General features: G+C 46.9%; 15 protein-coding genes. 13 read left to right on the top strand and 2 right to left on the bottom strand.

Annotation, left to right across the window (positions count from 1 at the left end; translation table 11 throughout):
- The first annotated feature begins 2 nt into the window (after positions 1 to 2).
- From MUK70_RS09775 to MUK70_RS09725, 11 genes are all read left to right on the top strand, one after another.
- Positions 3 to 1547 (top strand): MGH1-like glycoside hydrolase domain-containing protein, encoded by a 1545-nt coding sequence (locus MUK70_RS09775; RefSeq protein WP_234656357.1) that lies wholly within the window; start codon positions 3 to 5, stop codon positions 1545 to 1547.
- 109 nt (positions 1548 to 1656) lie between these two features.
- Positions 1657 to 2739, top strand: coding sequence for a sialidase family protein (locus tag MUK70_RS09770; RefSeq protein ID WP_234656358.1), 1083 nt, complete (start codon positions 1657 to 1659; stop codon positions 2737 to 2739).
- Positions 2740 to 2903: 164 nt separating this feature from the next.
- Complete coding sequence (locus tag MUK70_RS09765; RefSeq protein WP_234656359.1) at positions 2904 to 3791, top strand: sugar phosphate isomerase/epimerase family protein; 888 nt, start codon at positions 2904 to 2906, stop codon at positions 3789 to 3791.
- A gap of 13 nt (positions 3792 to 3804) precedes the next feature.
- Complete coding sequence (locus tag MUK70_RS09760) at positions 3805 to 4401, top strand: DUF3826 domain-containing protein (RefSeq protein WP_234656360.1); 597 nt, start codon at positions 3805 to 3807, stop codon at positions 4399 to 4401.
- The gene (locus MUK70_RS09755; protein ID WP_234656361.1) at positions 4402 to 6753 is read left to right on the top strand and encodes a DUF5703 domain-containing protein; all 2352 of its coding nucleotides are present in this window, start codon (positions 4402 to 4404) and stop codon (positions 6751 to 6753) included.
- Between the two features lie 45 nt (positions 6754 to 6798).
- Positions 6799 to 9114, top strand: coding sequence for a glycoside hydrolase family 95 protein (locus tag MUK70_RS09750; protein WP_234656362.1), 2316 nt, complete (start codon positions 6799 to 6801; stop codon positions 9112 to 9114).
- A 67-nt stretch (positions 9115 to 9181) separates the two neighbouring features.
- Positions 9182 to 10663: an FGGY family carbohydrate kinase gene (locus tag MUK70_RS09745; protein WP_234656363.1), complete on the top strand. Its 1482-nt coding sequence runs from the start codon at positions 9182 to 9184 to the stop codon at positions 10661 to 10663.
- Between the two features lie 276 nt (positions 10664 to 10939).
- Positions 10940 to 14086 (top strand): SusC/RagA family TonB-linked outer membrane protein, encoded by a 3147-nt coding sequence (locus tag MUK70_RS09740; protein WP_234656364.1) that lies wholly within the window; start codon positions 10940 to 10942, stop codon positions 14084 to 14086.
- Between the two features lie 100 nt (positions 14087 to 14186).
- Positions 14187 to 15599 carry a RagB/SusD family nutrient uptake outer membrane protein gene (locus tag MUK70_RS09735; protein ID WP_234656365.1) on the top strand — a complete coding sequence of 471 codons (1413 nt, stop codon included), beginning with the start codon at positions 14187 to 14189 and terminating at the stop codon, positions 15597 to 15599.
- Positions 15586 to 17427 carry an exo-alpha-sialidase gene (locus MUK70_RS09730; protein ID WP_234656366.1) on the top strand — a complete coding sequence of 614 codons (1842 nt, stop codon included), beginning with the start codon at positions 15586 to 15588 and terminating at the stop codon, positions 17425 to 17427. Before MUK70_RS09735 ends, MUK70_RS09730 begins: the two co-directional genes overlap by 14 nt.
- A 64-nt stretch (positions 17428 to 17491) precedes the next feature.
- Positions 17492 to 19519, top strand: a complete 2028-nt coding sequence (locus MUK70_RS09725) for an aceric acid hydrolase (RefSeq protein ID WP_234656367.1) — start codon at positions 17492 to 17494, stop codon at positions 19517 to 19519.
- A 6-nt stretch (positions 19520 to 19525) separates the two neighbouring features.
- Here MUK70_RS09725 and MUK70_RS09720 read toward each other — a convergent pair whose 3' ends face one another.
- Entirely contained in the window at positions 19526 to 19903 is a 378-nt protein-coding gene (locus MUK70_RS09720; RefSeq protein ID WP_234656368.1) for a helix-turn-helix domain-containing protein, read from the bottom strand.
- 3 nt (positions 19904 to 19906) lie between these two features.
- Positions 19907 to 20212 (bottom strand): type II toxin-antitoxin system HigB family toxin, encoded by a 306-nt coding sequence (locus MUK70_RS09715; protein ID WP_234656369.1) that lies wholly within the window; start codon positions 20210 to 20212, stop codon positions 19907 to 19909.
- A 68-nt stretch (positions 20213 to 20280) separates the two neighbouring features.
- Between MUK70_RS09715 and MUK70_RS09710 the strand changes: the two genes are divergently transcribed.
- Both MUK70_RS09710 and MUK70_RS09705 read left to right on the top strand, forming a co-directional pair.
- Positions 20281 to 21717: an alpha-L-fucosidase gene (locus MUK70_RS09710; RefSeq protein ID WP_234656370.1), complete on the top strand. Its 1437-nt coding sequence runs from the start codon at positions 20281 to 20283 to the stop codon at positions 21715 to 21717.
- Positions 21714 to 24461: an alpha-d-galacturonidase gene (locus MUK70_RS09705; RefSeq protein ID WP_234656371.1), complete on the top strand. Its 2748-nt coding sequence runs from the start codon at positions 21714 to 21716 to the stop codon at positions 24459 to 24461. Before MUK70_RS09710 ends, MUK70_RS09705 begins: the two co-directional genes overlap by 4 nt.
- Positions 24462 to 24466: the final 5 nt, after the last annotated feature.

Genomic DNA, 24466 nt, shown 5'->3' with positions numbered 1-24466 from the left:
TCATGCGCACGAAGAACCAGATCTATTTATTGCTGATTTTTTTGATCGGAATGAGCGCGTGTTCAAGGCGTAGTGCAGGGCCTGCCGTGCTGAAAGCGGAAAACTACCGGCATCATGTGGAGCATTTCAACCGGATGGAGGATGAAAATAAGGTCAACGCGATCCCTAATGCGCAATCGTGGGACTGGATGAAATCCAACATTCCGTTGTTTGACTGTCCGCAGGATAATTTTCAGGAGATCTATTATTATCGCTGGTGGACATTCCGGAAACACATTCATCAGACTCCGCAAGGCTTTATTATCACCGAATTCCTGGTCGACCGTAACTACGCCGATAAATACAACATGATCAGCTGCGCGCTCGGGCATCACATCTACGAAGGGCGCTGGCTGCATAATCAGCAATATCTGGATGATTACGTGCATGTTTGGTTCCGTGGAAATGAGGGGAGCAGAATGAAAAAATTGCTCACATTCAGCAGCTGGACGGCCGATGCGCTCTACAATCGCTATAAGGTCAATCGGGACAAAGCATTTGTGCTGGATATGCTGCCGGATCTGCAATCGGAATATCAGGCCTGGGAAAAAGACCGCCGCACGCAAAGCGGCCTTTTCTGGCAAACGGATGTAAAAGACGGCATGGAAGAATCATTGAGCGGCGGCCGGAGGGAGCAAAATGCCAGGCCGACCATTAACAGTTACATGTACGGAAATGCAAAGGCAATCGCTCAGATCGCACATTTAAAGGGAGATTCCACTGCCAAGGCCTTTTATCAATCGAAAGCAGACACTTTGAAAAGGCTCATTACAGAAAAGCTCTGGAACCCCGGGAGCGGCTTTTTTGAAACCGTAAAAAAAGGCGGCTCAGGTGACTTTGCAGGCGTGCGTGAAGCAATCGGTTACATTCCCTGGTATTTTAATTTACCCAATGAAAAACATGACGAAGCCTGGCAGCAAGTGATTGAACCAAAAGGCTTTCGCGCGCCATTCGGGCTAACGACAGCAGAACGCAGACACCCCGATTTCCGCACGCACGGATGCTGTAAATGTGAATGGGACGGAGCGGTCTGGCCATTTGCGACTTCCCAGACATTGACCGGAATGGCCAACCGGATGAATGTTGGCGATGGTAAAACATTGACAGACACCACCTATTTCAGGTTGATGGAGCTTTATGTAGAGTCGCAATATTACCGCGGCAAGCCCTATATCGGCGAATATCTGGATGAAACGACGGGTTACTGGCTCAAAGGCGATCAGGAAAGAAGCAGATATTACAATCACTCCACATTCAATGACCTCATTATTTCAGGCTTAATCGGGCTTCGGCCGAGGGAAGATGACACCATTGAAGTCAACCCGTTGATCCCGCAAAATAAGTGGGACTGGTTTTGCCTGGATAATGTGCTGTATCATGGTAACATTCTGACAATCATATGGGATAAGGACGGAAGTCACTATAAAAAGGGAAAAGGACTGCAAGTTTTGGTCAACGGTAAAAAAGCAGGCTCATCAGAAAAAATCGAAAGGTTATTGATTAAATAGTTTTAATAAAATGCACGAAAAATCATAAAAGCAAGTCCCGGAGGGACGAAATATCGATAGCAAATCACAACAAGCGCATTTTAAATGCCGGAGACATGCAACAACAATTATGAAAAAACAACACCTGGCAATCGCCACAATCCTCTTATTCCTGACCGGGCTAACGAACGCCCAAACTTACCGGGACGGCATCGTCACCGACGAATTCATTTTTGAAAAAACATCTTTCCCTGAAAGCCATGCGTCCACTATTGCGGAAACGCCAGGCGGACTGGTAAGCGCCTTTTTCGGAGGGACGAAAGAACGAAATCCCGACGTAGGGATCTGGGTAAGTCGCCTCGAAAGTGGTAAATGGACAGCGCCTGTTGAAGTTGCGAACGGCATTGTGAATGATACATTGCGATATGCTTGCTGGAACCCGGTTTTGTACCAGGTTCCAAAAGGTGAGCTCATGTTGTTTTACAAAGTCGGCCCCAATGTTGCGGGATGGAAAGGCTTTCTGATCACTTCCAAGGACAACGGCAAAAGCTGGTCGAAACCAACCGCATTGCAGGAAGGATTTCTTGGCCCGATCAAAAACAAGCCGGTTTTGCTCGCTAACGGAGCGTTATGGTGCCCATCGAGCACGGAAGGAAAAGATGGCTGGCGGGTGCATTTTGAGGTAACCCCTGATTTCGGCAAAACATGGCGAAAAGTGGGCCCGCTGAATGATGGAAAGGCCATTAGCGCGATCCAACCAAGCATTTTAACCTATTCGAACGGCGATATGCAGATACTGTGCCGCAGCCGGAACCGCGCCATTGTCGAAACCTGGTCAAAAGATGGTGGAAAAACCTGGTCGGAAATGAAGGCTTCGAATTTGCCAAATAATAACTCGGGAACCGATGCCGTGACATTGAAAGACGGTCGGCAATTATTGGTTTATAATCACGTGCTGCCGCCTGGAAATGAAGCGAAAGGGCCACGCACGCCTTTGAATGTGGCGATTTCAGAAGATGGCAAAAATTGGGGAGCTGCGTTGATTTTGGAAGATTCGCCGATCAGTCAGTACTCGTATCCTTCTGTAATTCAATCCAATGACGGCATGGTGCACATTGTATACACCTGGCGCCGCGAGCGGATCAAATATGTGAAAATTGATCCTTCCAAATTGACAGGAAAAGCGATAAGTGGAGGAAAATGGCCGCAATAACAGGAAGCCCCTCCGGGGCTAAAAACGATCACGCAAATGCATTTTTCTAGAAACAGAAAGCTCCTCCAGAGCACAACCGGCCCAGCGGGCCACCCTGTTTCTAGCAATGGATATTCGAATCACGGTTCAGCCCCGGCGGGGCTTCCTGTTTCTAGCACAAATGAATGATGACACGACGCAAATTTCTTACCCTTGCAGCATTATCCGGCGTATTGCTGCCATTTGCACCAATGCTTTTGGCGAGGGGGCAAAGACAACGCTACAAAATAGCTGTGATTGACCTGATGATCTTAAAACGTCAGAAATTGAGCGCTTTACAATTGGCAAAGGAAATCGGAGCAGATGGTTTGGAGGTGGATATGGGCGGTTTGGGCAACCGGCCGACCTTTGATAACAAACTGGCGGATCCCGAAATCCGGAAACAATATCTGGATAAGGCAAGGGAGCTTAACCTGGAAATCTGCTCATTGGCAATGACGGGCTTTTACGCGCAGTCATTCGCCAAACGGGACGGCATTGAAAAGACGATCGGTGACTGCATTGAGACTATGATGCAGATGAACATTAAAACGGCATTTCTTCCGATGGGTGTGCAAGGCGATTTGGTTAAAAACCCTGAATTAAGACCTCAGATTATAGAACGACTGAAACTGATCGCACCCATGGCTGAGAAAGCCGGCGTTGTAATTGGCATTGAAACAGCGCTCGGCGCGGCGGAAGAGGTGAAGTTGCTGAATGAAGTTGGCTCGAAGGCGATCCAGATTTATTTTAATTTTTCCAATCCGCTCGAGGCCGGTCGGGATGTGAGTGAAGAGTTGATGATTTTGGGCAAAAACCGCATTTGCCAGATCCATTGTACAGATAAGGACGGCGTTTGGCTGGAAAACAACACGCGAATTGATATGAAAAAAGTGAAAGCAACATTGGATAAAATGGGCTGGAAAGGCTGGCTGGTTATCGAGCGCTCGCGCGACGCAGCGAAACCACAAGACGTGAAAGGAAATTTTGGCGCTAACACCGCATTCATGAAATCTATTTTTCAAAACGCATAACTACGCATCGACAATGAAAACGAAACACATTCTGCTCTGTATCGGACTGCTTATATGCCCAATTTTGAAGGCGCAAAGCCAGGCGGATAGCGACAAAGCTTATCTCGCAACCGTCACCAAACGCTCGGATAAAATACTTGGCGATTTGCAAATCGCTGATTCTGTGAAGTATAAGCAAGTCAGGGAGATCATGGTGAAGCAATATGTTGATTTAAATAATCTCCAACAGCAAAAAAGTGAAGAGCAGATCGCACAAAAACGGACTGAGCTGCATCAACATTACGTCGCCCAACTTTCAGCACAACTTACGCCAGCACAAGTTGAGAAAATCAAAGACGGAATGACTTATGGCGTGTTGCCCGTAACTTATAAAGCTTACACAGACATGATCCCGACATTGAAAGAGGAAGAAAAATCGCAGATTATGAGCTGGTTAACAGAAGCCAGAGAATTAGCGATGGATGGCGGATCGTCGGACGAAAAGCACAAGGTTTTTGGCAAATACAAAGGGCGGATTAATAATTATCTCTCTGAGCGCGGCTACAACATTCAGGAAGAGCGAAGAAATTGGGAAGCGCGTATGAAAGCATCCAAATCAAACGGCCGCTAAATGCAAGTTTCCCGCCGTTCCAGCATTCTTTTTTTTCTATGTTTATGTCTCATTAAGAGTGCATTAGCGCAGCCATTTAATCTTGAAACCTACAATGTTAAGTGGACAAGCCAGAGCAAAAATGCAGGTGAATCGATGCCTTGCGGTGGAGGAGATATTGGGTTGAATGTGTGGGTTGAGAATGGGGATGTGCTCTTTTATTTGTCGAGAAGCGGGGCTTTTGATGAAAATAATATTTTTCCAAAACTGGGACGGGTGCGGATCAGGCTGTCTCCCAATCCGTTTGCAGATGGCACCGCGTTTCGGCAGGAGCTGAAACTGCAAGAAGGATATGTTGAAATCGCGGGCAATTCCGGTGTTGGGGAGGTTGTATTAAAAATATGGGTTGATGTTTTTAATCCGGTTGTGCATGTGGATGTATCTGGCAACAAGCCGGTTCGAGTCAATGCGTGGTATGAAAGCTGGCGGACGCAGGATCGGGAATTGCAGGGTCGGGAAAAGCATGCAAGCTCTTTTAAATGGTTGAAAGATAAGGTTGTAGTTTCAAAAGACATCATTCGCGAACACGATAGCGGAGTGCTTTTCTATCATCAAAATAAGGATTCAACATTGTTTGACCTGGCGGTAAAACAGCAGCAATTGGAATCCGTAAAATCACAGCTTTGGAATCCGCTGAAAGGGATGGTTTATGGTGGCTGGATGCAGGGGGAAAATATGGTTCCTGACATTGCAAACGGGCAATTGAAGGCTGTTTCCGGGAATTATGTCAATGCTCGATTTCAGGGATTTGGTCTAAAAAGCAGGGATGCTGCTCGCTCGCATCGTTTAAATGTATATCTCCACATTGAGGAAAAGAGCGACGCGGAGAAGTGGAAAAACGGATTGTCAAAAATCGTTTCAAAGGTGAAGAACGAAGAAAAGACAGCCAGACAAAAAACGCTTGATTGGTGGAGAGCCTATTGGCAACGAAGCCACATTGCAATCAGTGCTGATAGGCCAGATCCAACTTCGCCAGCCTGGCAGGTTGGGCGTAATTACCAGCTGTTCAGGTATATGCTGGGCTGTAATGCCTTCGGCGCCTATCCGACCAAATTCAACGGCGGACTTTTTACCCACGATCCGGTTTTTATCGATTCAACAATGAAATTCGGGCCTGATTACCGGAGCTGGGGCGGCGGAACATTTACGGCTCAAAACCAGCGGCTGGTATACTGGCCGATGCTGAAAAGCGGTGATTTTGATATGATGGACTCACAATTCAACTTTTACCTGCGCACATTATCCAATGCGGAAACGCGCACAAAACATTACTGGGGACACCAGGGCGCATCTTTTACGGAGCAGATCGAAAATTTTGGTTTGCCCAATTATGCAGAATACGGGCAGAAGCGACCGAAAGATTTTGATCCCGGAGTGGAATACAATGCCTGGCTCGAATATTTATGGGACACATCGCTGGAATTTTGCCTGATGATCCTTGATACAGAGCGTTTTACGAATTCTGATATTGGCAAATATCTACCGCTGATTGAAAGTTGTACAGTCTTTTTCGATGAACATTATCAATATCTAGCTGAAAAGCGTGGCGCCAAAAAACTGGATCAGAACGGACACTTGGTGATATTCCCAGGCTCAGCAGCAGAGACTTATAAAATGGCCTACAACTCCGTAACAACTGTCGCGGGCTTGAAAACAGTGCTTTCCAGGATGCTCGATTTGCCAGCGAAATATGGGACGGAAACGCAGCGTAAAGAATGGGCGGCGCGGCTCGCCAGAGTGCCGCCGCTTACTTTTCGTCAAATGCAGGGACACCAGACCATTGCGCCGGCGAAAGTTTGGGAACGGATCCAGAACACTGAGATCCCGCAGCTTTATCCTGTTTTTCCTTTCGGAATGTATGGAATCGGACTTCCGGATCTGGAAGTGGCGGTTAACACCTGGAAATATGACACGGAGGCAATCAAGAACCGGAACCATACCAGCTGGCACCAGGACAACATTTTTTGCGCAAGACTCGGATTGACGAAGGAAGCTGCTAGGCTCACCGTGAAAAAGTTACAGGATTCCGGTCGCAGGTTTCCGGCTTTTTGGGGGCCGGGCCACGACTGGGTTCCGGACCATAACTGGGGCGGTTCGGGCATGATCGGTTTGCAGGAAATGTTGATGCAGACCGTCGGTGATTCGATCTATCTTTTCCCGGCCTGGCCAAAAGATTGGGATGTGAAATTCAAGCTTCATGCACCTTATAACACAACGGTTGAAGGCGAGTTGCAAAACGGCAGAATAATGCACTTGAAAGTGATGCCCGAATCGCGAAAGAAGGACTTGGTGATCGCTGAGCTGCTCAGATAAGCGCCATTACAGGAACTGATCTGTTTTAAAATTAAACATTACGAAATGATTTTCAACTCATTATCTATTCTAAAAGCAACATTAGCGCTCGGGCTTCTAGTCAGTCTGAGCATTTTGCCGAGCAGTGCGCAAGACCTGAAACTTTGGTATAAACAACCTTCAAAACAGTGGGAGGACGCGCTTCCGGTCGGTAATGGAAGTTTGGCGGCAATGGTCTATGGCGGCGTCGAAAGTGAGCGGATCCAGTTCAATGAAGAGACATTATGGACGGGTGAACCCAGAAGTTATGCACGCAAAGGCGCAAACCAATATCTCGGACAAATCCGGACTTTACTGAATGAGGGCAAGCAAGAGGAGGCGGAAAAGCTGGCTGCGGAGCAATTTATGGGGGTTCCACTGCGGCAAATGGCTTATCAGGCTTTTGGTGATATATACATTGATTTCCCTGAACATTTTAAACCTATCAACTATCGCCGGGAGTTGGATCTTGAAAAAGGGGTTGCGCTTGTGTCTTATAAAAATGGAAATGTGGGTTATAAAAGAGAGGTTTTTGCCAGCTATCCTGCGAAGGCGATTTATGTAAAGCTAACCGCGGATCGGTCTGGTAAGCTCAATTTTACTGTCCGACTGGACGCAATTCATGTGAATAAGAAAACGACCGGTAACGCCAATGAGCTGGCCCTGAACGTCCAGGTCGAAAATGGTGTGCTGGAAGGCGTTGCTAAAATGAAGGTGCTCACCGATGGGAAACTAAGCCAGCAGGATGGCAAAATGAGCATTCAGAACGCAACCACAGCAACGCTAATTTTGTCAGCGGCAACCAATTATATTGATTACAAAACCGTAACTGGAAACCCGGCCACAAAAACAGCGGCTTTACTAAAAAATGCCCCTGCTTATGAGCAGGCAATGAAGGAACACATTGCGGATCACCAAGCGCTTTTTTCAAGGTTTAATTTAAAACTTCCAGGCAAAGATAATGCGACATTACCCACCGACGAACGGCTTTTGAAATTCAAAGAGAATCCCGACGATCCGGCTTTTTTGGCCTTATATGTGCAATATGCACGATATCTGCTCATTGCGAGCAGCCGTCCGGGCACACATGCGGCCAATTTGCAGGGGAAGTGGAACCACCAGCTGAAACCTTCCTGGGACAGCAAATACACCGTGAACATTAACACGGAAATGAATTATTGGCCTGCGGAAATGGGCAATCTGGCGGAATGTCACCAACCTCTTTTTGCCATGATTCGCGATCTTTCGGAAACCGGTGCGGAGGTTGCCAGGGAACATTATCATGCCAATGGCTGGCTGGTGCATCACAACACTGACGTTTGGCGCGGCGCGGCACCGATCAATGCTTCGGATCACGGGATCTGGGTCACGGGCGGCGCGTGGCTTAGCCTTCATTTGTGGGAACATTACCGCTTTACGCAGGATAAAGATTTTCTTGAAAAAACGGCTTACCCGCTCATGAAGGGCGCAGCGGAGTTTTTTGCAGATTTTTTGGTAAAAGATCCGAAGACCGGAAAGCTGATCAGCTCACCCTCCAATTCACCCGAAAACGGCGGGTTAGTGGCAGGACCAACCATGGATCATCAGATTATAAGAGGCTTATTCAAGGCTTGTATTGAAAGCGCGAATGTCCTGGGAAAAGATCAGCAATTTGCTGCAAAACTTGAAAAGTTAGCGTCGCAAATTGCTCCTAACCAGATTGGTAAGGCCGGTCAATTGCAGGAATGGATGGCGGACATAGACGATACAACCAGCCATCACAGGCATGTCTCACACTTGTGGGGCGTTTATCCTGGGGAGGAAATCACGCCGGAAAAAACACCGGAATTGCTCGATGCAGCAAAAAAATCACTGGAATTCAGGGGTGATGATGGCACAGGATGGAGCCTGGCCTGGAAAATCAATTACTGGGCGAGGTTTCTGGATGGTGAGCATGCGTATGCAATGATTAGAAAGTTATTTAACCCAATCATGGACTCATCCGTGAAGAAAGGCGGGGGAGGTTCTTACCCCAATCTTTTCGATGCACATCCGCCTTTTCAGATCGATGGAAACTTTGGTGGTGCGGCCGGTATTTTGGAATTGCTCGTTCAAAGCCATCTCGGGGAATTGCATTTGTTGCCCGCTTTGCCCAAGGCGCTGCCACAAGGAAAAGTGTCTGGTTTGGTTGCCAGAGGCGCTTTTGAGATTACAATGGAATGGGAAAATGGTCAGCTGCAATCCGTTGACATACTTTCCAAGGCGGGTAACAAATGCCATGTGCGTTACGGCTCCAAACGCTTTGCCTTTAACACTGTGAAGGGAAAACATTACAAACTGGATGCTAATCTGAATTTGCAGTAAAACCCTCTTGTGTTTTTCTTTACTTGCGAATGTCTTTGTTTTATTTTCTTTCTGAATTTCCTTTCCTATGAACGGCCCATTTATACTTGCAATTGACCAAGGAACAAGCAGCACCAAGACAGTTTTGTTTGATATAAACGGCATGGCTGTTGCACGTGGCGTTGAGCCGCTTCACACGAGCTATCTGGACGGAGGGTTCGTGGAACAGGATCCGGAAGCAATATATAATAATGTGTTAGGCTCGGTCGAAAAATGTTTAGCCGACCTCAGGGCAAAAGGCGGAATCGTTTCTGAAATAAAAGCATGCGGCATTTCCAATCAGCGTGAGACTTTTGTTTTATGGGATGAAAAGGGGAATTCATTGTGCCCGGCAGTCGTCTGGCAATGCAAGCGGTCAGTCGCAATTTGCGAACGGCTCAAAGCATCCGGTCTGGAAAGTGAGATCCGGCAGAAAACAGGCTTGCTGGTTGACCCTTATTTTTCGGCCTCGAAAGTCATTTGGTTGAATGAAAACCATGCCGAGGTGAAAAGTGCAATTCAGGCGGGGAAAGCATTTTTTGGGACCGTTGACACCTGGTTGCTTTATAAATTAACTGACGGAGCATATTACCGCACCGACCATACAAATGCATCGCGCACCATGTTTTTTAATCTCCATACATTGGATTGGGATAGAAAGTTGCTTGCGGAATTTGATTTGCATAACCTTCAATTGCCTGATATTCAACCGTCTTCGTCATCTTTCGGCGCAACGGATTTTGGAGGTTTATTGGAGACCAAAATCGAAGTTTCAGCCATGATCGGCGATTCGCACGCTGCTGCTTTTGGGGAAGGGTGCTTCGCTCCCGGCATAGCAAAAGCAACATTAGGAACCGGTTCTTCCATCCTGATGAACATTGGTAAATTCCCGAAACCGTCTCAAAATGGTATGGTTACCACCATTGGTTGGAGCATGGGCAAGCATGTTGAGTATGCATTGGAGGGCGTCATCGTGACTTGTGGCGCGACGATTTCGTGGTTGAAAAATAACCTGGGAATGTTTGGTGAGATTACAGATACGCAGGAAATGGCGAATGCGGTCCGGGACAATAACGGCGTATATCTGGTTCCGGCATTCAGCGGACTGGGTGCACCACATTGGGACATGAGCCGCAAAGCTTCCATCACCGGGCTGACTTTCGATTGCAATAAAAATCACATTGTAAGGGCTGCACTGGAATCCATTCCTTATCAGATTAAGGATGTAATCATGGCTATGGAGTCGGATACGGGTATTTTGTTGCAGGAATTGAAGATAGATGGCGGGCTTACTGCCAACACATTTGTCGTTCAGTTTCTGGCCGATCTCTTGGAAAAACCTGTGGTTAATCTGGGTTTTCCGGAAGTTTCAGCATTGGGAGCCGCTTATCTGGCGGGATTGCAAGCGGGTGTTTATGAAAGCATTGCGTTTCTGAAAGGTCTGAGCAGGGACCATACGACGGTGAATCCGTCGCCTGATAATTCTATCGCTGCATCGGGTTATTTGGGCTGGCGGGAGGCGGTTGGCTGATCAATCTGTAACTTTTAGAAGTTCTTCCAGGCCTGTGCATCTGCATAGGCTTTTTTATTTGTTTCTATTTATCAAATAATACACTTCAAATGAAAGACAATTTGTAGTCAAAACACCTGAGTTGAATGGTTTTAAACAATTTTTTATCGAAATAAGACATAAATATTTGCAATTAGTTTTTTGTGAATAAAAATGTTCCTATTTTTCGTAAAAAATAGAATAAAAAAGAAAGTAAAAGAAAAACACTGCACCAGTTAAAATTTAATTCTCCTGCATATGAAGAAAATCTTACCGATTATCCTGGCATTTATACTGGCGGTGCCGGTCGTAAATGCGCAGAGTTTCGCTGTGAAAGGCAGCGTGACGGGCGTTACCGACACAGACCCGCTGGCGGGTGTGAGCGTCGTGATCAAAGGAACACAACGGGGAACAACGACGGGCGCGGATGGAACATTCCAGATAGATGTGCCTGATCGGGAAACGGTTCTTGTGTTCAGTTTCGTTGGTTATCAATCCGTTGAAGAAACGGTTGGGAGCCGCACAGCTATTTCGGTGAAGCTTATTTCGGAAAGCAAGTCGTTGGAGGAAATGGTGGTCGTAGGTTATGGGTCACAAAGCAAACGGGCTGTTACCGGGGCAGTTATCTCCATCAATTATGACAAATTCAAAGACCGCTCTTTTAGTAATGTGACGCAATCCCTTGCCGGAACTTTACCGGGGGTCAACATTTCGCAATCACAAGGTGCGCCGGGCGCTTCGCCGGTGATTAAAATTCGCGGCGTCAGCTCGATTACAGCAGGCACGAATCCGCTGATCGTTGTGGACGGCGTTCCGCTGGAAAACTTCAATTTAAACCTTATTAATCCACAGGATATCGAGTCGATCGAGGTTTTAAAGGATGCTTCTTCGGCTGCGATTTACGGTTCAAGAGGTTCCAGCGGCGTAATCCTGGTTACGACCAAAATGGGCAAGCCGGGGAAAGTCAGCGTGAGTGCAAATGTTGAATATGGATCGCAGAAAGTGGTTCGCCGCGTCAAAATGATGGACGCGCAGCAGTATATTGAGACTTACATTGATGCAAAAAATAATGCATGGGCTGCGCAAGGAGGAAAGGCAAGTGATCCCAACAGCGCCAGGCCGGCAACTCTAAAAATTCCGGAAGATTTTACGAGCAACCCGCAACAATTTGGCAAAGGCACAAACTGGCAGGATGTCATGTTCCGCACGGCGCCGTCCTATAATGCGCAGGTAACGATTTCGGGCGGCACTGAGAAAACGCAATACATGTTTTCCGCCGCTTATCTGGATCAGACTGCGGTTTTGGATGCGAATTATTACAAACGTCTGGCTGTAAGATCCAACATTAAAACCCAGATCAGCAAAAAGTTAAGTGTCGGTCTGAACCTCGGTATCACTTCTATTTTTGACCGTACGGAAGGAACGCAGGGAAAGAGTGATGTAATCAGTCTCGGTTTACAGAGTAACCCGCATTTTCCGGTCTATAATGAAAATGGCAACCTCGGTTTCCGTGATCCGAATTCTACATGGTTTCGTTTTACGTCTTATAACGACATGAATTTATGGCATCCGTATTCGCTCACGAGAGAGCTCGACAAGGCGAGAAAGTCTTTTAACACACTTGCAACGGGCTTTATGGAGTATGAGATCGTGGATAATCTGCGGTTCAGAACCAGCCTTAGCGGTAACCTTTATAATACGCGCAATGCCTTTTATTGGAATGATAAACAAAAATATGGTTACTCGGCTGTGCTTGCAGCACAGGGAAATGCGGGCGATGCTTACATGTTCAATTGGCTAAGCGAGAATACATTGACCTACGAAAAGAAGATCGGAGAACATGCACTGACGGGCCTTTTGGGTTATACGAGTCAAAAACAGCGCGACGAAACCATGTTCGTGGCCGCCAATAATTTCCCTAACGACTTGGTTCACACGCTGAACGCGGGAACCGTAACTGCTGGAAATACAACAGCCAGTGAATGGTCGCTGCTCTCATATCTGGCAAGGGTCCAATACAATTTTAAGAACAAATATTTTCTGACCGGTGCGATTCGCCGCGATGGCATGTCGCGTTTTGGTGAGGATAACAAATGGGGTTATTTCCCTTCTGTATCAGCGGGTTGGCTGATTTCGGACGAAAGCTTTTTATCCGGTGTAAGCGCCATTAACAGCCTGAAAATCCGCGCTAGTTATGGGGTGACGGGAAACAACCAGATCCCGAACTACGGACCGATCAGTTTGCTTGCTTCTGCGCCTTATGTGAACGGGACAACGCTTGCTAATGGTTTGAAAGTGAGTAATCTCGCCAATTCAGGGCTGAGATGGGAGAAGACGAACCAGTTCAATGTGGGTGTGGATCTGGCGATATTTAATAACCGGGTCAATCTGTCGGCTGAATATTATAATTCCATTACGCGTGATATGCTCCTTTTCGTGCCGGTTCCTGATATAACCGGCTTTTCATCCCAATTGACAAACATTGGTAAAATGCGCAACCGGGGTGTGGAATTGAATATCTCCACGAAAAACCTGACAGGCGATTTAACCTGGACGACGGATTTCAACATATCTAGAAACCGCAATAAAGTGCTGCAACTCGGGCCAGGCAATGCGCCGATTCAGTATGTGGATAATGTGGTTACGGTCCGTACGGAAGTTGGGCAGCCTGTTTCGAATTTTTACGGATATGTTTTCGACGGCGTTTTCAACAATCAAAACGAAATAGACGCTTACCCGCACCACAGCAGCACAACACCTGGCGATCCGAAAGTGCGCGACGTGAATGGAGATGGTAAAATTTCAGATGCCGATCGGACGATCTTGGGAAATTACCAACCTGATTTCACTGCCGGGATCACCAATACGGTTGGTTATAAGGGTTTTGAGCTTTCGTTTTTGTTCCAGGGGTCGTTTGGCGGAGAGATTGCCAATAACAATGTGCGCTACTTAGGCACCTGGGATAACGGCCGCAATTTCTTTGCGAGCATGTATAATTACTGGCGTTCGGAAGCGGAACCGGGGGACGGCAAACATTTCAAGCCTTCGGTGAATTACCTGGGTCTTCAGAAACAATTCTCGTCTTACTGGGTAGAGGACGCATCTTTTGTGAGGTTGAGGAATGTGAGAGTCTCGTATGCATTGCCTGGAAAATGGAGCAGTAAGCTCAGAATCAGCGGTGCCAGGGTTTACGTGAATGCTGAAAATGTGCATTTATTTAGCAAATACACAGGTTATGACCCCGAGAACACCACTTACGGAACGACGTCATATAGCAGCAGCATGGAAACTGCCGGTTCGTATAGCAGCGGAAATGCGCCGGTGCCTGGAGCCTTTCAGGGCGTAGATTATGGATCCTATCCATTGCCCAGAGTGATTACGGTTGGGATTAAGGCTGATTTTTAATGCCATTAATTCACCAGTCAACACTCATTACATTCGTGTAAATCAGCGCCCGCCGCTGCGGTGCATTTTTGGCAAAAATAAAAACGTTAAAAAAACAAAAATGAAAAATATCATAAAAATCGTCACTCTAATCAGCCTCGTGGCAGCCTCGTGGGGATGCAAAGATTCCTTCCTGGAACTTGCTCCGATCTCGAACCCGAACGCTGAGATTTTCTATAAAACAAGGACCGATTTCGACCTTGCTACCAATGCGGCTTACAACACATTGGTAACCGTTTACCACCCGCAGGGGCCCGTTTCCTACGCAGGTGAACTGATGAGCGACAATGTTACGATCTTCAATATTTCTGGAAACCAGGCCGATAAATGGCAGTTTCGCGACTATTCACTGGCTCCGGCGAATACAATGGTTTACCAGTTCTGGCAGGATTTCTACAAGTCGCTTTACAACATAAATATCATTTTAGACAAGATTGCGACGGCGGATATTGACGCCACTTATAAATCTCAGACAGAGGGCGAAATGTTGTTCCTCCGCTCGCTCTATTACTTTAATATGGTGCGGATCTGGGGCGATATTCCGTTGGTAACAAAGCCGGTAACCGCTGCTGAGGCCTATAACATTTTGAGGTCGCCTTCGGCGGAGGTCTATGCGCAGATAATCAAAGATCTGAACGAAGCCAAAGCAAAACTTCCGGCTACTTCCAGCATTGTCGGAAGGGCAACGAAAGGTGCTGCGCAAACGCTGTTAGGGAAAGTATACTTAACAACCGGCGATAAAACGAATGCTGCAAAAGAACTGAAAGAAATTTATGACAGCAAACAATACGAACTGCTTCCGTCTTATGCATCGCTTTGGGACGTAAAAAACAAAAATACCAAAGAATCAATTTTCGAAATCCAGTTTTTAGGCGGCAGCGCGACTAACCCTTACAGCAATTATTATCTCGAATTTTTCCCTAATTCCAATGCGTTAGGTTTTTACGGAGCAGGCATGAACCAGGTTGCGGACGACCTTTGGAATGAATTCGAGAAAAGCGATTCGCGGAAAGAAGCGAGCATTGACACGGGTTTCGTGGATGCAAAAGGTAATTTTACAGCCGCTAGATTTCCTAAAAAATGGACGGATAAGACAGCGCCGCTCATCAGTCAAAACATCGCAGCAAACAACAATTTCATTGTATTACGTTACGCCGACGTGCTTTTAATGCTTACTGAGGCGACAGGAGAAGTTTCCTATCTAAACGAAGTGCGGAAAAGAGCTGCATTGCCGCTTTATGGAACAGCCGCTTATCCTGCCAAATACAATACGGTTGCGCTGGCCTTGGAACACGAGCGCAGGGCGGAACTCGCCTTCGAATTTCATAGATGGTTTGACCTGAAAAGAACAAACCGTGCGATCCCAGTGCTTGCGGCCAAAGGGAAAAATGTTTCAGAACAAAAATTACTGTTGCCGATCCCGAGCATTGTCCGCGATCAGAACTCCAGAATAACGCAGAATGCAGGATACTAAACTGAAAATAACAACATTGGTGGCAGTCCTGTGCATGCAGCTTTCGCATGCGCAGGACACGATCCGTTACACAGGGAAAACTTTGGTAAATGTCGATTACCATCACGGCGCGCTTACGCCGGCGATCGGGGCACATTCCTACCAGACGTTAAGGGTAAACCGCGACGATCCGGGCAAAGACACGGCTATAACCTGGACTTATAATCACGCGCCTAATCTGGCTTACTGGAATGATACATATTATCTCAATTACCTGAGTAACCCCGTTGGCGAACACATTCCGCCGGGACAAACACTCCTGCAAACGTCGAAGGACGGTCGCTCCTGGTCGAAACCGGTTACGCTATTCCCGCCATATAAAATTCCGGACGGGACAACAAAAAAGACGCATTCCGGAACGGCCAGAGACCTTTACGCGGTGATGCATCAACGCATGGGTTTTTATGTTTCCAAAAGCAAAAAATTGCTCACACTGGCCTACTACGGCATTGCATTGGATGCCAAAGACGATCCGAACGATGGAAACGGGATTGGCCGTGTAGTTAGGGAGATCAAGAAAGATGGCAGTTTTGGACCCATTTATTTCATCAGACCGAATGCTTCCTGGAAGCAAAAATCGGATTACCCGCTGTTTTCTGAAAGCAAAGACAAGGAATTTGTCAAAGCCTGCGAAGAGTTGCTGGCGAACAAACTGGTGACACAGCAATGGGTGGAAGAAGCAGACCGGGACGATCCGTTAATATCGTTAAAAGGGGAGTATAAGGCGCTCAGTGCGTATCATTTACAAGACGGCAGAGTGGTGGGACTTTGGAAAAATGCCTTAACCAGCATGAGCGCAGACAATGGTGCGACCTGGCTTTACAAGCCTAAACGAGCGCCCGGATTTGTCAATAGTAACGCCAAAATTTGGGGGCAGAAGACATCCGACGGAAAGTATGCCACGGTTTATAATCCATCTGAATTTCGCTGGCCGTTAGCGGTTTCGGTGAGTGATGATGGGATCAATTACAAAAACCTGCTGCTCGTTAATGGTGAGATCACTTCCATGCGTTATGGCGGTAATTACAAATCTTACGGGCCGCAATATCCGCGTGGCATCAGCGAGGGCGATGGCACACCTCCCGATGGGAAGTTGTGGGTTTCATACAGCATGAACAAAGAGGATATCTGGATTTCATCTATTCCCGTGCCGATCAGGTCGGTGGCTGAAAAACATGCAACGGATCGTTTTCATGAGCTGCCGGAAGGGAAAGAGCTTTCGGAATGGAACATTTACAGTCCGCTCTGGGCCGCCGTGGGCATTGAAAAAGGGCAAGATGGCGCTAAATTGCTATCGTTAAAAGATTCAGATCCATTTGATTATGCCAAAGCAGAACGCGTGATCCCGGCGACTAAAAAACTGGTTGCGGAAATTTCTGTTGAGCCAAAACAGAATGATCATGGTTTGCTGGACATTGAGCTTCAGGATGCAAAGGGCACACCGGGCATCCGGCTTTCATTTGATTCAACAGGGAATTTCAGGGCAAAGGCCGGTTACCGAAATAAAGATCTAGTGACCTATAAGCCAGGCGAAAAATACGAGATCAAGATCCAGCTCAACACCGAAACGCGACTTTACAGCGTTACCGTTAATGGCAGGAATCTTGGTAATAACATTCTTTTTGCCCCCCTTGAATCCGTCAGCCGCATCACTTTCCGCACCGGCGACACCCGCCGTTTTCCCAACGCAGACACACCTACGGATCAAATGTATGACCTGCCGAATGCGGGCATGAAGGATCGGGAAGCGGTTTATTATGTTAGATATTTAATAAGTAAGGGAAGTTAGAGTTAGACAGACTTGCTAAGTCTTAAGACTTGGCAAGTCTCGAAACGCTTGCATCAAAAAAGATATGAAACACAGCAAAAAACTAACCATCGCACTTTTCGCATTGTCGATTGCGCAAATGCTTCATGCACAGGATAATGCGCTGGTAAACACTTCGCAAAGTTCCTTCGCTAAGCTGCATGGAACCGACATGAACGCGGTGCGATGGACCCAGGGATTCTGGGCCGATCGGTTTAAAGTATGCCGGGAAACCATGGTGCCGGAACTCTGGAAAACTTACACGGACCCCACCATCAGTCATTCATTCCGGAACTTCGAAATTGCTGCTGGCTTAGAACAAGGGAATTTTAAAGGCCCTTCGTTTCATGACGGTGATTTTTATAAAACATTTGAAGCCGTTGCCAGCATGTACGCCGTCACAAAGGACAAAAAACTGGACGAAATGATGGATAAGGCAATCGCTGTCATGGCAAAAGCCCAGCGTGAGGACGGTTATATTTATACCAAGGCGATTATCGAGCAAAAGAAGAGCGGTGAAGCGCAAATGTTTGCCGACCGTTTGAGTTTCGAAGCTTATAATTTCGGCCATTTAATGACCGCAGCTTGCGTGCATTACCGCGCAACGGGAAAGACATCTTTACTCAGTGTCGCTAAAAAAGCAGCCGATTTTTTAATCGGTTTTTACAACACTGCTACGCCTGAACAATCCAGGAATGCCATTTGCCCATCTCATTACATGGGTCTGTCCGAACTTTACCGCACCACCCACGATCAGAAATATCTGACATTGGTCAAGCATTTGATTTCTATCAAGGGAGCAACCGAAGGCACAGACGACAACCAGGACCGGATTCCTTTCTTAAAACAAACCAAAGTAATGGGCCATGCCGTTCGCGCTAATTACCTGTACGCGGGCGTCGCCGATGTGTATGCGGAAACCGGGGACGCTGCACTTTTGAAACAGCTCCATGCCATGTGGGACGACGTTACGCAGCACAAAATGTACGTTACCGGCGCCTGTGGCTCGCTTTACGACGGCGTTTCACCAGACGGAACTTCGTACAAACCGGATGACGTACAAAAGGTTCATCAGGCTTACGGAAGGGATTACCAGCTCCCGAATTACACGGCACACAACGAAACCTGCGCGAACATTGGCAATGTGCTTTGGAACTGGCGGATGCTGCAAATTACCGGCGATGCCAAGTACGCGGACATCGTGGAGCTGGCCTTGTACAACAGCGTCTTGTCCGGCATTAACCTCAAAGGAGATAAATTTCTTTATACCAACCCATTAAGCCACTCCGATTCGCTCCCTTTTGCGCAGCGCTGGTCGAAGGATAGGGTACCTTATATTTCAAAATCCAATTGCTGTCCGCCAAATACGGTGCGCACTGTTTCGGAAGTGAGCCAGTACGCTTACAGCCTGTCGGACGCAGGTGTGTTTTTCAATTTGTATGGTGGAAATAATCTGGATACAAAAATCAAAGCTGGTTCATTAAAGTTGACCCAGACAACGGATTATCCCTGGGATGGGAAAGTGAATATTTCCTTGCAGGAAGCGCCAAAAGAACCATTCTCTATGTTTCTTAGGATTCCAGGCTGGTGTGGCGACGCGAAGATATTGGTCAATGGAAAGGCGCATAATGCAAAGCTTGTTCCGGGAACCTATGCAGAAATAAAAGGCAGCTGGAAAGCGGGTGACAAAATTGAAATCACGCTTCCTATGCCAGTAAAATTGATCGAATCGAATCCATTGGTGGAGGAAACGCGAAATCAAATCGCCGTAAAGCGTGGGCCTGTTGTTTACTGCCTCGAATCCATCGACCTGCCAAAGGGAAGAAGCATTTTCGACGTCGCAATCAGTATCCAAAACAATTTAAAACCGACTCCATTAATCATTGAGAACAGTCCGGTCATGAGCCTGCAAGGTGATGCGTTGCTGGTTGACAATTCGGATTGGAGCAAGAAATTATACCGGGAAGTTTCCGCAGAAACGCCGAAAACAATCCCGGTCCGCCTGGTTCCGTACTACGCCTGGGGCAACCGGGGGCACAATGATATGTCGGTATGGTTGCCGCTGGCTCGGTAAAGGCAATTAAGCATTGTCCAGCAAAAAGCCCGGATCAACGCCTAATTTTTGGTAAACAGCTTTTAGAAAAGGAACATCCGGCTCACGCTTGCCATTCAGGATCTGCGAAAGCTTTGGCTTACCAAGCCCCAGCATTTCAGCCAGCGCTGCCTGCGTAAGTTTAAGCTGAAACCGCTTTAATTCAACCATTTCGGGGATGGTTTTGGGCTTCGGCAAGGGATAATGAACGTCCTCAAACTCTTCGGCTGCGACAGCCATTTTACGGAGTTTCCAGGCTTCGGTCTTTGACAGATTTCCTTCTCCTTTATTCATGAGAGAAAGAATTTCTTTCATCGCCGTTTCATATTCCGCCTCATTTGAAAAAATTATCTTATCATTTTCCATATCCTAATTCTTGTGTAAAATCTTGGCAGCATCAATTTTATCATACTCGGCATGCGTTCCGATAAACAAAATGTAAACCGTACGAACATCGAAATGGATTTTTGCTATCAGCCTATAATCATTCCCTTTTATATTAAAAACGTATCGGTCATTCCCAACAAAATCGGCTGATCTGAATGTCTGCTTTAAATTCGAAAAGCTGGACCAGTCAGCCGCTTTGCAATGCTTATACCAATGTAAAAGTGCATCAGTTGATCGCGGTTCCAGTTCTGCAAACGCATTAATCATTCGTTTGGAAAGAATAACCATTTAGTGTGTGTTTTAATGTACTACGAAGATTAAATTTTTTTCTGAATTATAAAACATTGTTTCAAAATATGAAATTATCCTCCTATCGTTTTTTACCTGGTTTATGCCTGGCGGTAATCGCTTTTAGTCACCCTGCCAAACTCTTTGCCCAGTCAGCTTACCAGCCCAGCTGGTCGTCGCTGGAAAAGCATAATGAGGTGCCCGATTGGATGCGGGATGCGAAATTTGGGATTTATTGCCATTGGGGCGTATATGCCGTACCTGCTTATAACAATGAGCATTACATTCAGCACATGCACAATGACAGCCCGGATTACTCCAAACTGGGGACTTACAAGCGCCACCTTGCGCTGTACGGGCCTTTGGAAAAGTTCGATTATCACGACTTTATTCCAATGTTCAAAGGCGAGCATTTCAATGCAGATGAATGGGCGGATCTGTTCGTGAAAGGCGGCGCGCGATTTGCGGGGCCGGTTGCCGAGCATCATGATGGTTTTGCTATGTGGGACAGCGACTTAACGCCATTTAATGCAAAAGATATGGGCCCCAAAAGGGATGTTGTAGGCGAATTGGAAAAGTCGATCCGAAAGCGTGGAATGAAGTTCTTCACTTCGTTGCACCATGAACTGAACTACACCAATGTTAAAATGAAACCCGGCTGGGCTGGTTCGGATCCAAAATATGCGAAGCTTTACGGCTCGACCATGAATAAGCAAGAGTGGGAACAAATGTGGATGGAAAAGTGCAAAGAGCTGATCGACAAATATCATCCGGACGTTATTTACCACGACGCCTGGCTCGAACAAGTGCCCGAAAAGAACCTGCAAACTTACCTCGCCCATTATTTCAACGAGGCGGATAAGCGTAAGCAGGACGTGATTGTGACTTACAAAGGCGAAGACATTCCCCTGGGGGTTGGCATGGAAGATCATGAAAATTCGAATCCCAAGAACATTATCGACAAGCCCTGGCTATGCGACTATTCAATCGGGACCGGCCTTTCTTATTCCTGGGGCTACACGGAGGGCATGGAAATCCGGCAGGCAAAAGAGATCATTCATACATTAATTGAAGTGGTTAGCAAGAACGGACAAATGCTTTTGAACCTGTCGCCGAAGGCCGACGGCACTTTCCCGGACGATCAAAAGGATGTGGTTTACAAAGTGGGTCGCTGGATGTGGTCGTTTGGTGAGGCGATTTATGACACGCGTCCATTCAGCGTCTTTGGCGAGACCACGCCTGCGGGTCAAAGGGTTTATTATACGAAAAAAGGAAAAATACTTTACGCCATCTTCCTCGATTGGCCAGGCGAAAATGCTATTAACTTGAAGAAGTTGACATCCGAGCGTCTTGCCGGGAAGGTCACGAATGTTAATCTGCTCGGTTTAAAAAACCTGGTGAAATGTCAAAATACCTTGTCGGCAGGTGGCCTGACAATCACAGTTCCCGCAAAAACGAGGGTTCCCTCAGACATTGCTTACGTTTTTAAAATTGAGACGGAATGAAAAAATATAGTCTTATCCTTGGTTTAATACTGCTGGCATTTTCATCATTGGCCCAAGCCAAATCCAGTGTTGCAGATGAAAAAAAGATCAACATTTATGTGGCCGGCACGTCCCATGCACGTATCGATTTTGGCATAAAAAAGCTGTCTGAAACGCTTAGGCAGAATGGTTTTGAAGTGACCATGTTGCCTAAAAGAGCCAAAATGCCACCGGCTGGAAAAGTAAAGACGATTTTCATTGGCATTGCTAAGGACGGCTTGATACAAATGCTCTTGAAAGAGCTGTCTGACGTGCCAGCGCGAAGCCCGGGTAAAGAAGGTTTTCAAATTTTCTCTGCGGGTAAAAAACTGATCCTGGCAGGTTCCGATCCATCAGGCGTTTTGTATGGTTGCATGGAAATGGTTGAGCGCATTAAAAATGAAGGCAAAATTCCTGAAAAATTAACGGTGTCAGATCAGCCGGAAATGGTGTTGCGCGGGACTTGCATTGGTGTTCAGAAACCGGTTTACCTTCCCGGTCGCACAGTCTATGAATACCCTTACACACCCGAAAATTTCCCATGGTTTTATGATAAATCCTTGTGGATCAAATATCTGGATATGCTCGTAGAGAACCGGATGAACTCCCTTTACCTTTGGAATGGCCACCCGTTTGCCTCCCTTGTTAAACTGAAAGATTATCCTTATGCGGTTGAAGTGGATGACGAAACATTCAAAAAAAATGAAGAGATTTTCAGTTTTCTGACCCAGGAAGCCGATAAGCGTGGCATATGGGTAATTCAGATGTTTTATAATATTATTGTTTCCAAACCTTTCGCCGAAAAACACGGGATCAAAACGCAGGATAGAAAGCGTCCTATCACCCCGCTGATCGCCGATTATACCAGAAAATCCATTGCCGCTTTCGTTGAAAAGTATCCGAACGTGGGCTTGCTCATCACGCTTGGAGAAGCCATGGAAGGCGACGAGTCGGATGTAGAATGGTTTACCAAAACGATCATTCCCGGCGTGCAGGACGGCCTTGCGAAACTGGACAGCGTAGTGCAGCCGCCGATTGTGTTGCGCGGACATGATACGAATCCGCAGCTCGTCATGAAAGCCGCTTTGCCGCTTTACAAAAATTTATACACCATGAACAAGTATAATGGTGAGGCTTTGACAACTTACCAGCCACGCGGGCCATGGGCTAAAATGCACAGGGAAATGAGCGAGCTGGGCTCCACACATATTGATAATGTGCACATCCTGGCAAATTTGGAGCCTTTCCGGTATGGTTCGGCCGATTTTATCCAAAAAAGCGTCCAGGCCATGCACGATGTGCATGGCGCAAATGGGCTGCATTTATATCCCGAGGCGTCTTACTGGGACTGGCCTTATTCCGCAGACAATGTCACGCCGCGACAGCTCCAAATGGACCGCGACTGGGTTTGGTACAAAGCCTGGGCGCGTTATGCATGGAACTGCCGCCGCGACCGGAAGGAGGAAATTGCTTATTGGACCAAACAACTGGGCGATGATTTTGATATCGGCGAACATGGAGGGGAAGTTTTGGAAGCCTATGAACAGGCAGGAGAAATAGCGCCTAAACTGCTCCGAAGATTTGGTATAACAAACGGCAACCGGCAGACGCTCACATTAGGGATGACCATGAGCCAGCTTGTCAATCCTAAAAAATACCGGGTCTGGCCAGAGCTTTATAACTCCGATGGGCCTGAGGGAGAGAGCCTTACGGAATATATGGAGAAAGAATCCCGCGGCGCAAAACACATTGGAGAAACGCCGGTACAGATCATTGATGAGGTTGTCGAACACGGAAAGCTGGCCGCAGCTGCCATTGAAAAAGCGGCTCTGCACGTCAAAAGGAACAAAGAAGAATTTGACCGCGTGCAAAATGATGTGTATTGCAATGAGGCATTAGCGGATTTCTTTTCTGAAAAAGTGAAGGCTGCGGCTTTGGTTTTAAAATATCAATATTCCAATAATGTTTCCGATCTGGAAACTGCCGTCCCGCACCTCCAAAAGAGCGTTGCCCATTTTAAACGGCTCGCGGATCTGACCAGGGACACTTATTTATACGCCAACAGCATGCAAACGGCGCAACGACGCGTGCCGGTAGGAGGGGATGATGGTAAAAACAAGACCTGGGTGGAGCTGCTGCCTTACTATGAAAAGGAATTGGCCAGTTTCAAAAACAACATTAGCAAACTCAAAGCTGGTAACGTCAGCGAGCCTTCTATGCTTGCGCTGAAACCCGCCAAGGTCACGTTCGTGGACAAAAGCCTGAAAACTTTCTCACTGGAAAAAGGACAGCCTGTATATGCAGACGAGGCGTCGATCATTACCGGATTGGCGGATGTTTTGAAATCTTTGAAGGCTGTCAGGATGGATGCAGACAAGCAGAAGGCATCTCAAACGAGCATTAAATTTAAAGCAGAAAAGCCTGTGAAAGTGCTGATTGGCTATTTTCAGGATAAGAACAAATTATTTTTAGCCCCGCCAAATCTGGAAACAGACGCCAGCGCCAATGATTTCGGTCAGGCAGAAGTGCGCCTTGCCGGTGCATTGAAATTCTCTGGTTTGCCGGACGTGAATGTGCATTCCTATCAATTTCCTGCCGGCGAAAATGTATTGACGCTCGGAAAAGGGAAAGTGCTCGTTCTGGGTTTTATAAGCGCTGACAAGGATCCGAAAGGGTCTGAGACCGGGGACAAAATTGGGAAAACGCTTGATTGGTTATTTGAATAAACGGT

It is taken from the genome of Dyadobacter chenwenxiniae, assembly GCF_022869785.1.
Taxonomy (GTDB): Bacteria; Bacteroidota; Bacteroidia; order Cytophagales; family Spirosomataceae; genus Dyadobacter; species Dyadobacter chenwenxiniae.
Note: the sequence above shows the minus strand (reverse complement) of the source record. Positions and strands in the feature narration are given on the sequence as shown.

Excerpts from the sequence above, each read along its gene's own strand:
- MUK70_RS09745 (WP_234656363.1), top strand. The coding sequence starts at position 9,182 with ATGAACGGCCCATTTATACTTGCAATTGACCAAGGAACAAGCAGCACC.
- MUK70_RS09735 (WP_234656365.1), top strand. The coding sequence starts at position 14,187 with ATGAAAAATATCATAAAAATCGTCACTCTAATCAGCCTCGTGGCAGCC.
- MUK70_RS09705 (WP_234656371.1), top strand. The coding sequence starts at position 21,714 with ATGAAAAAATATAGTCTTATCCTTGGTTTAATACTGCTGGCATTTTCA.
- MUK70_RS09715 (WP_234656369.1), bottom strand. The coding sequence starts at position 20,212 with ATGGTTATTCTTTCCAAACGAATGATTAATGCGTTTGCAGAACTGGAA.
- MUK70_RS09760 (WP_234656360.1), top strand. The coding sequence starts at position 3,805 with ATGAAAACGAAACACATTCTGCTCTGTATCGGACTGCTTATATGCCCA.
- MUK70_RS09750 (WP_234656362.1), top strand. The coding sequence starts at position 6,799 with ATGATTTTCAACTCATTATCTATTCTAAAAGCAACATTAGCGCTCGGG.
- MUK70_RS09775 (WP_234656357.1), top strand. The coding sequence starts at position 3 with ATGCGCACGAAGAACCAGATCTATTTATTGCTGATTTTTTTGATCGGA.
- MUK70_RS09770 (WP_234656358.1), top strand. The coding sequence starts at position 1,657 with ATGAAAAAACAACACCTGGCAATCGCCACAATCCTCTTATTCCTGACC.
- MUK70_RS09755 (WP_234656361.1), top strand. The coding sequence starts at position 4,402 with ATGCAAGTTTCCCGCCGTTCCAGCATTCTTTTTTTTCTATGTTTATGT.
- MUK70_RS09725 (WP_234656367.1), top strand. The coding sequence starts at position 17,492 with ATGAAACACAGCAAAAAACTAACCATCGCACTTTTCGCATTGTCGATT.
- MUK70_RS09720 (WP_234656368.1), bottom strand. The coding sequence starts at position 19,903 with ATGGAAAATGATAAGATAATTTTTTCAAATGAGGCGGAATATGAAACG.
- MUK70_RS09730 (WP_234656366.1), top strand. The coding sequence starts at position 15,586 with ATGCAGGATACTAAACTGAAAATAACAACATTGGTGGCAGTCCTGTGC.
- MUK70_RS09740 (WP_234656364.1), top strand. The coding sequence starts at position 10,940 with ATGAAGAAAATCTTACCGATTATCCTGGCATTTATACTGGCGGTGCCG.
- MUK70_RS09710 (WP_234656370.1), top strand. The coding sequence starts at position 20,281 with ATGAAATTATCCTCCTATCGTTTTTTACCTGGTTTATGCCTGGCGGTA.
- MUK70_RS09765 (WP_234656359.1), top strand. The coding sequence starts at position 2,904 with ATGATGACACGACGCAAATTTCTTACCCTTGCAGCATTATCCGGCGTA.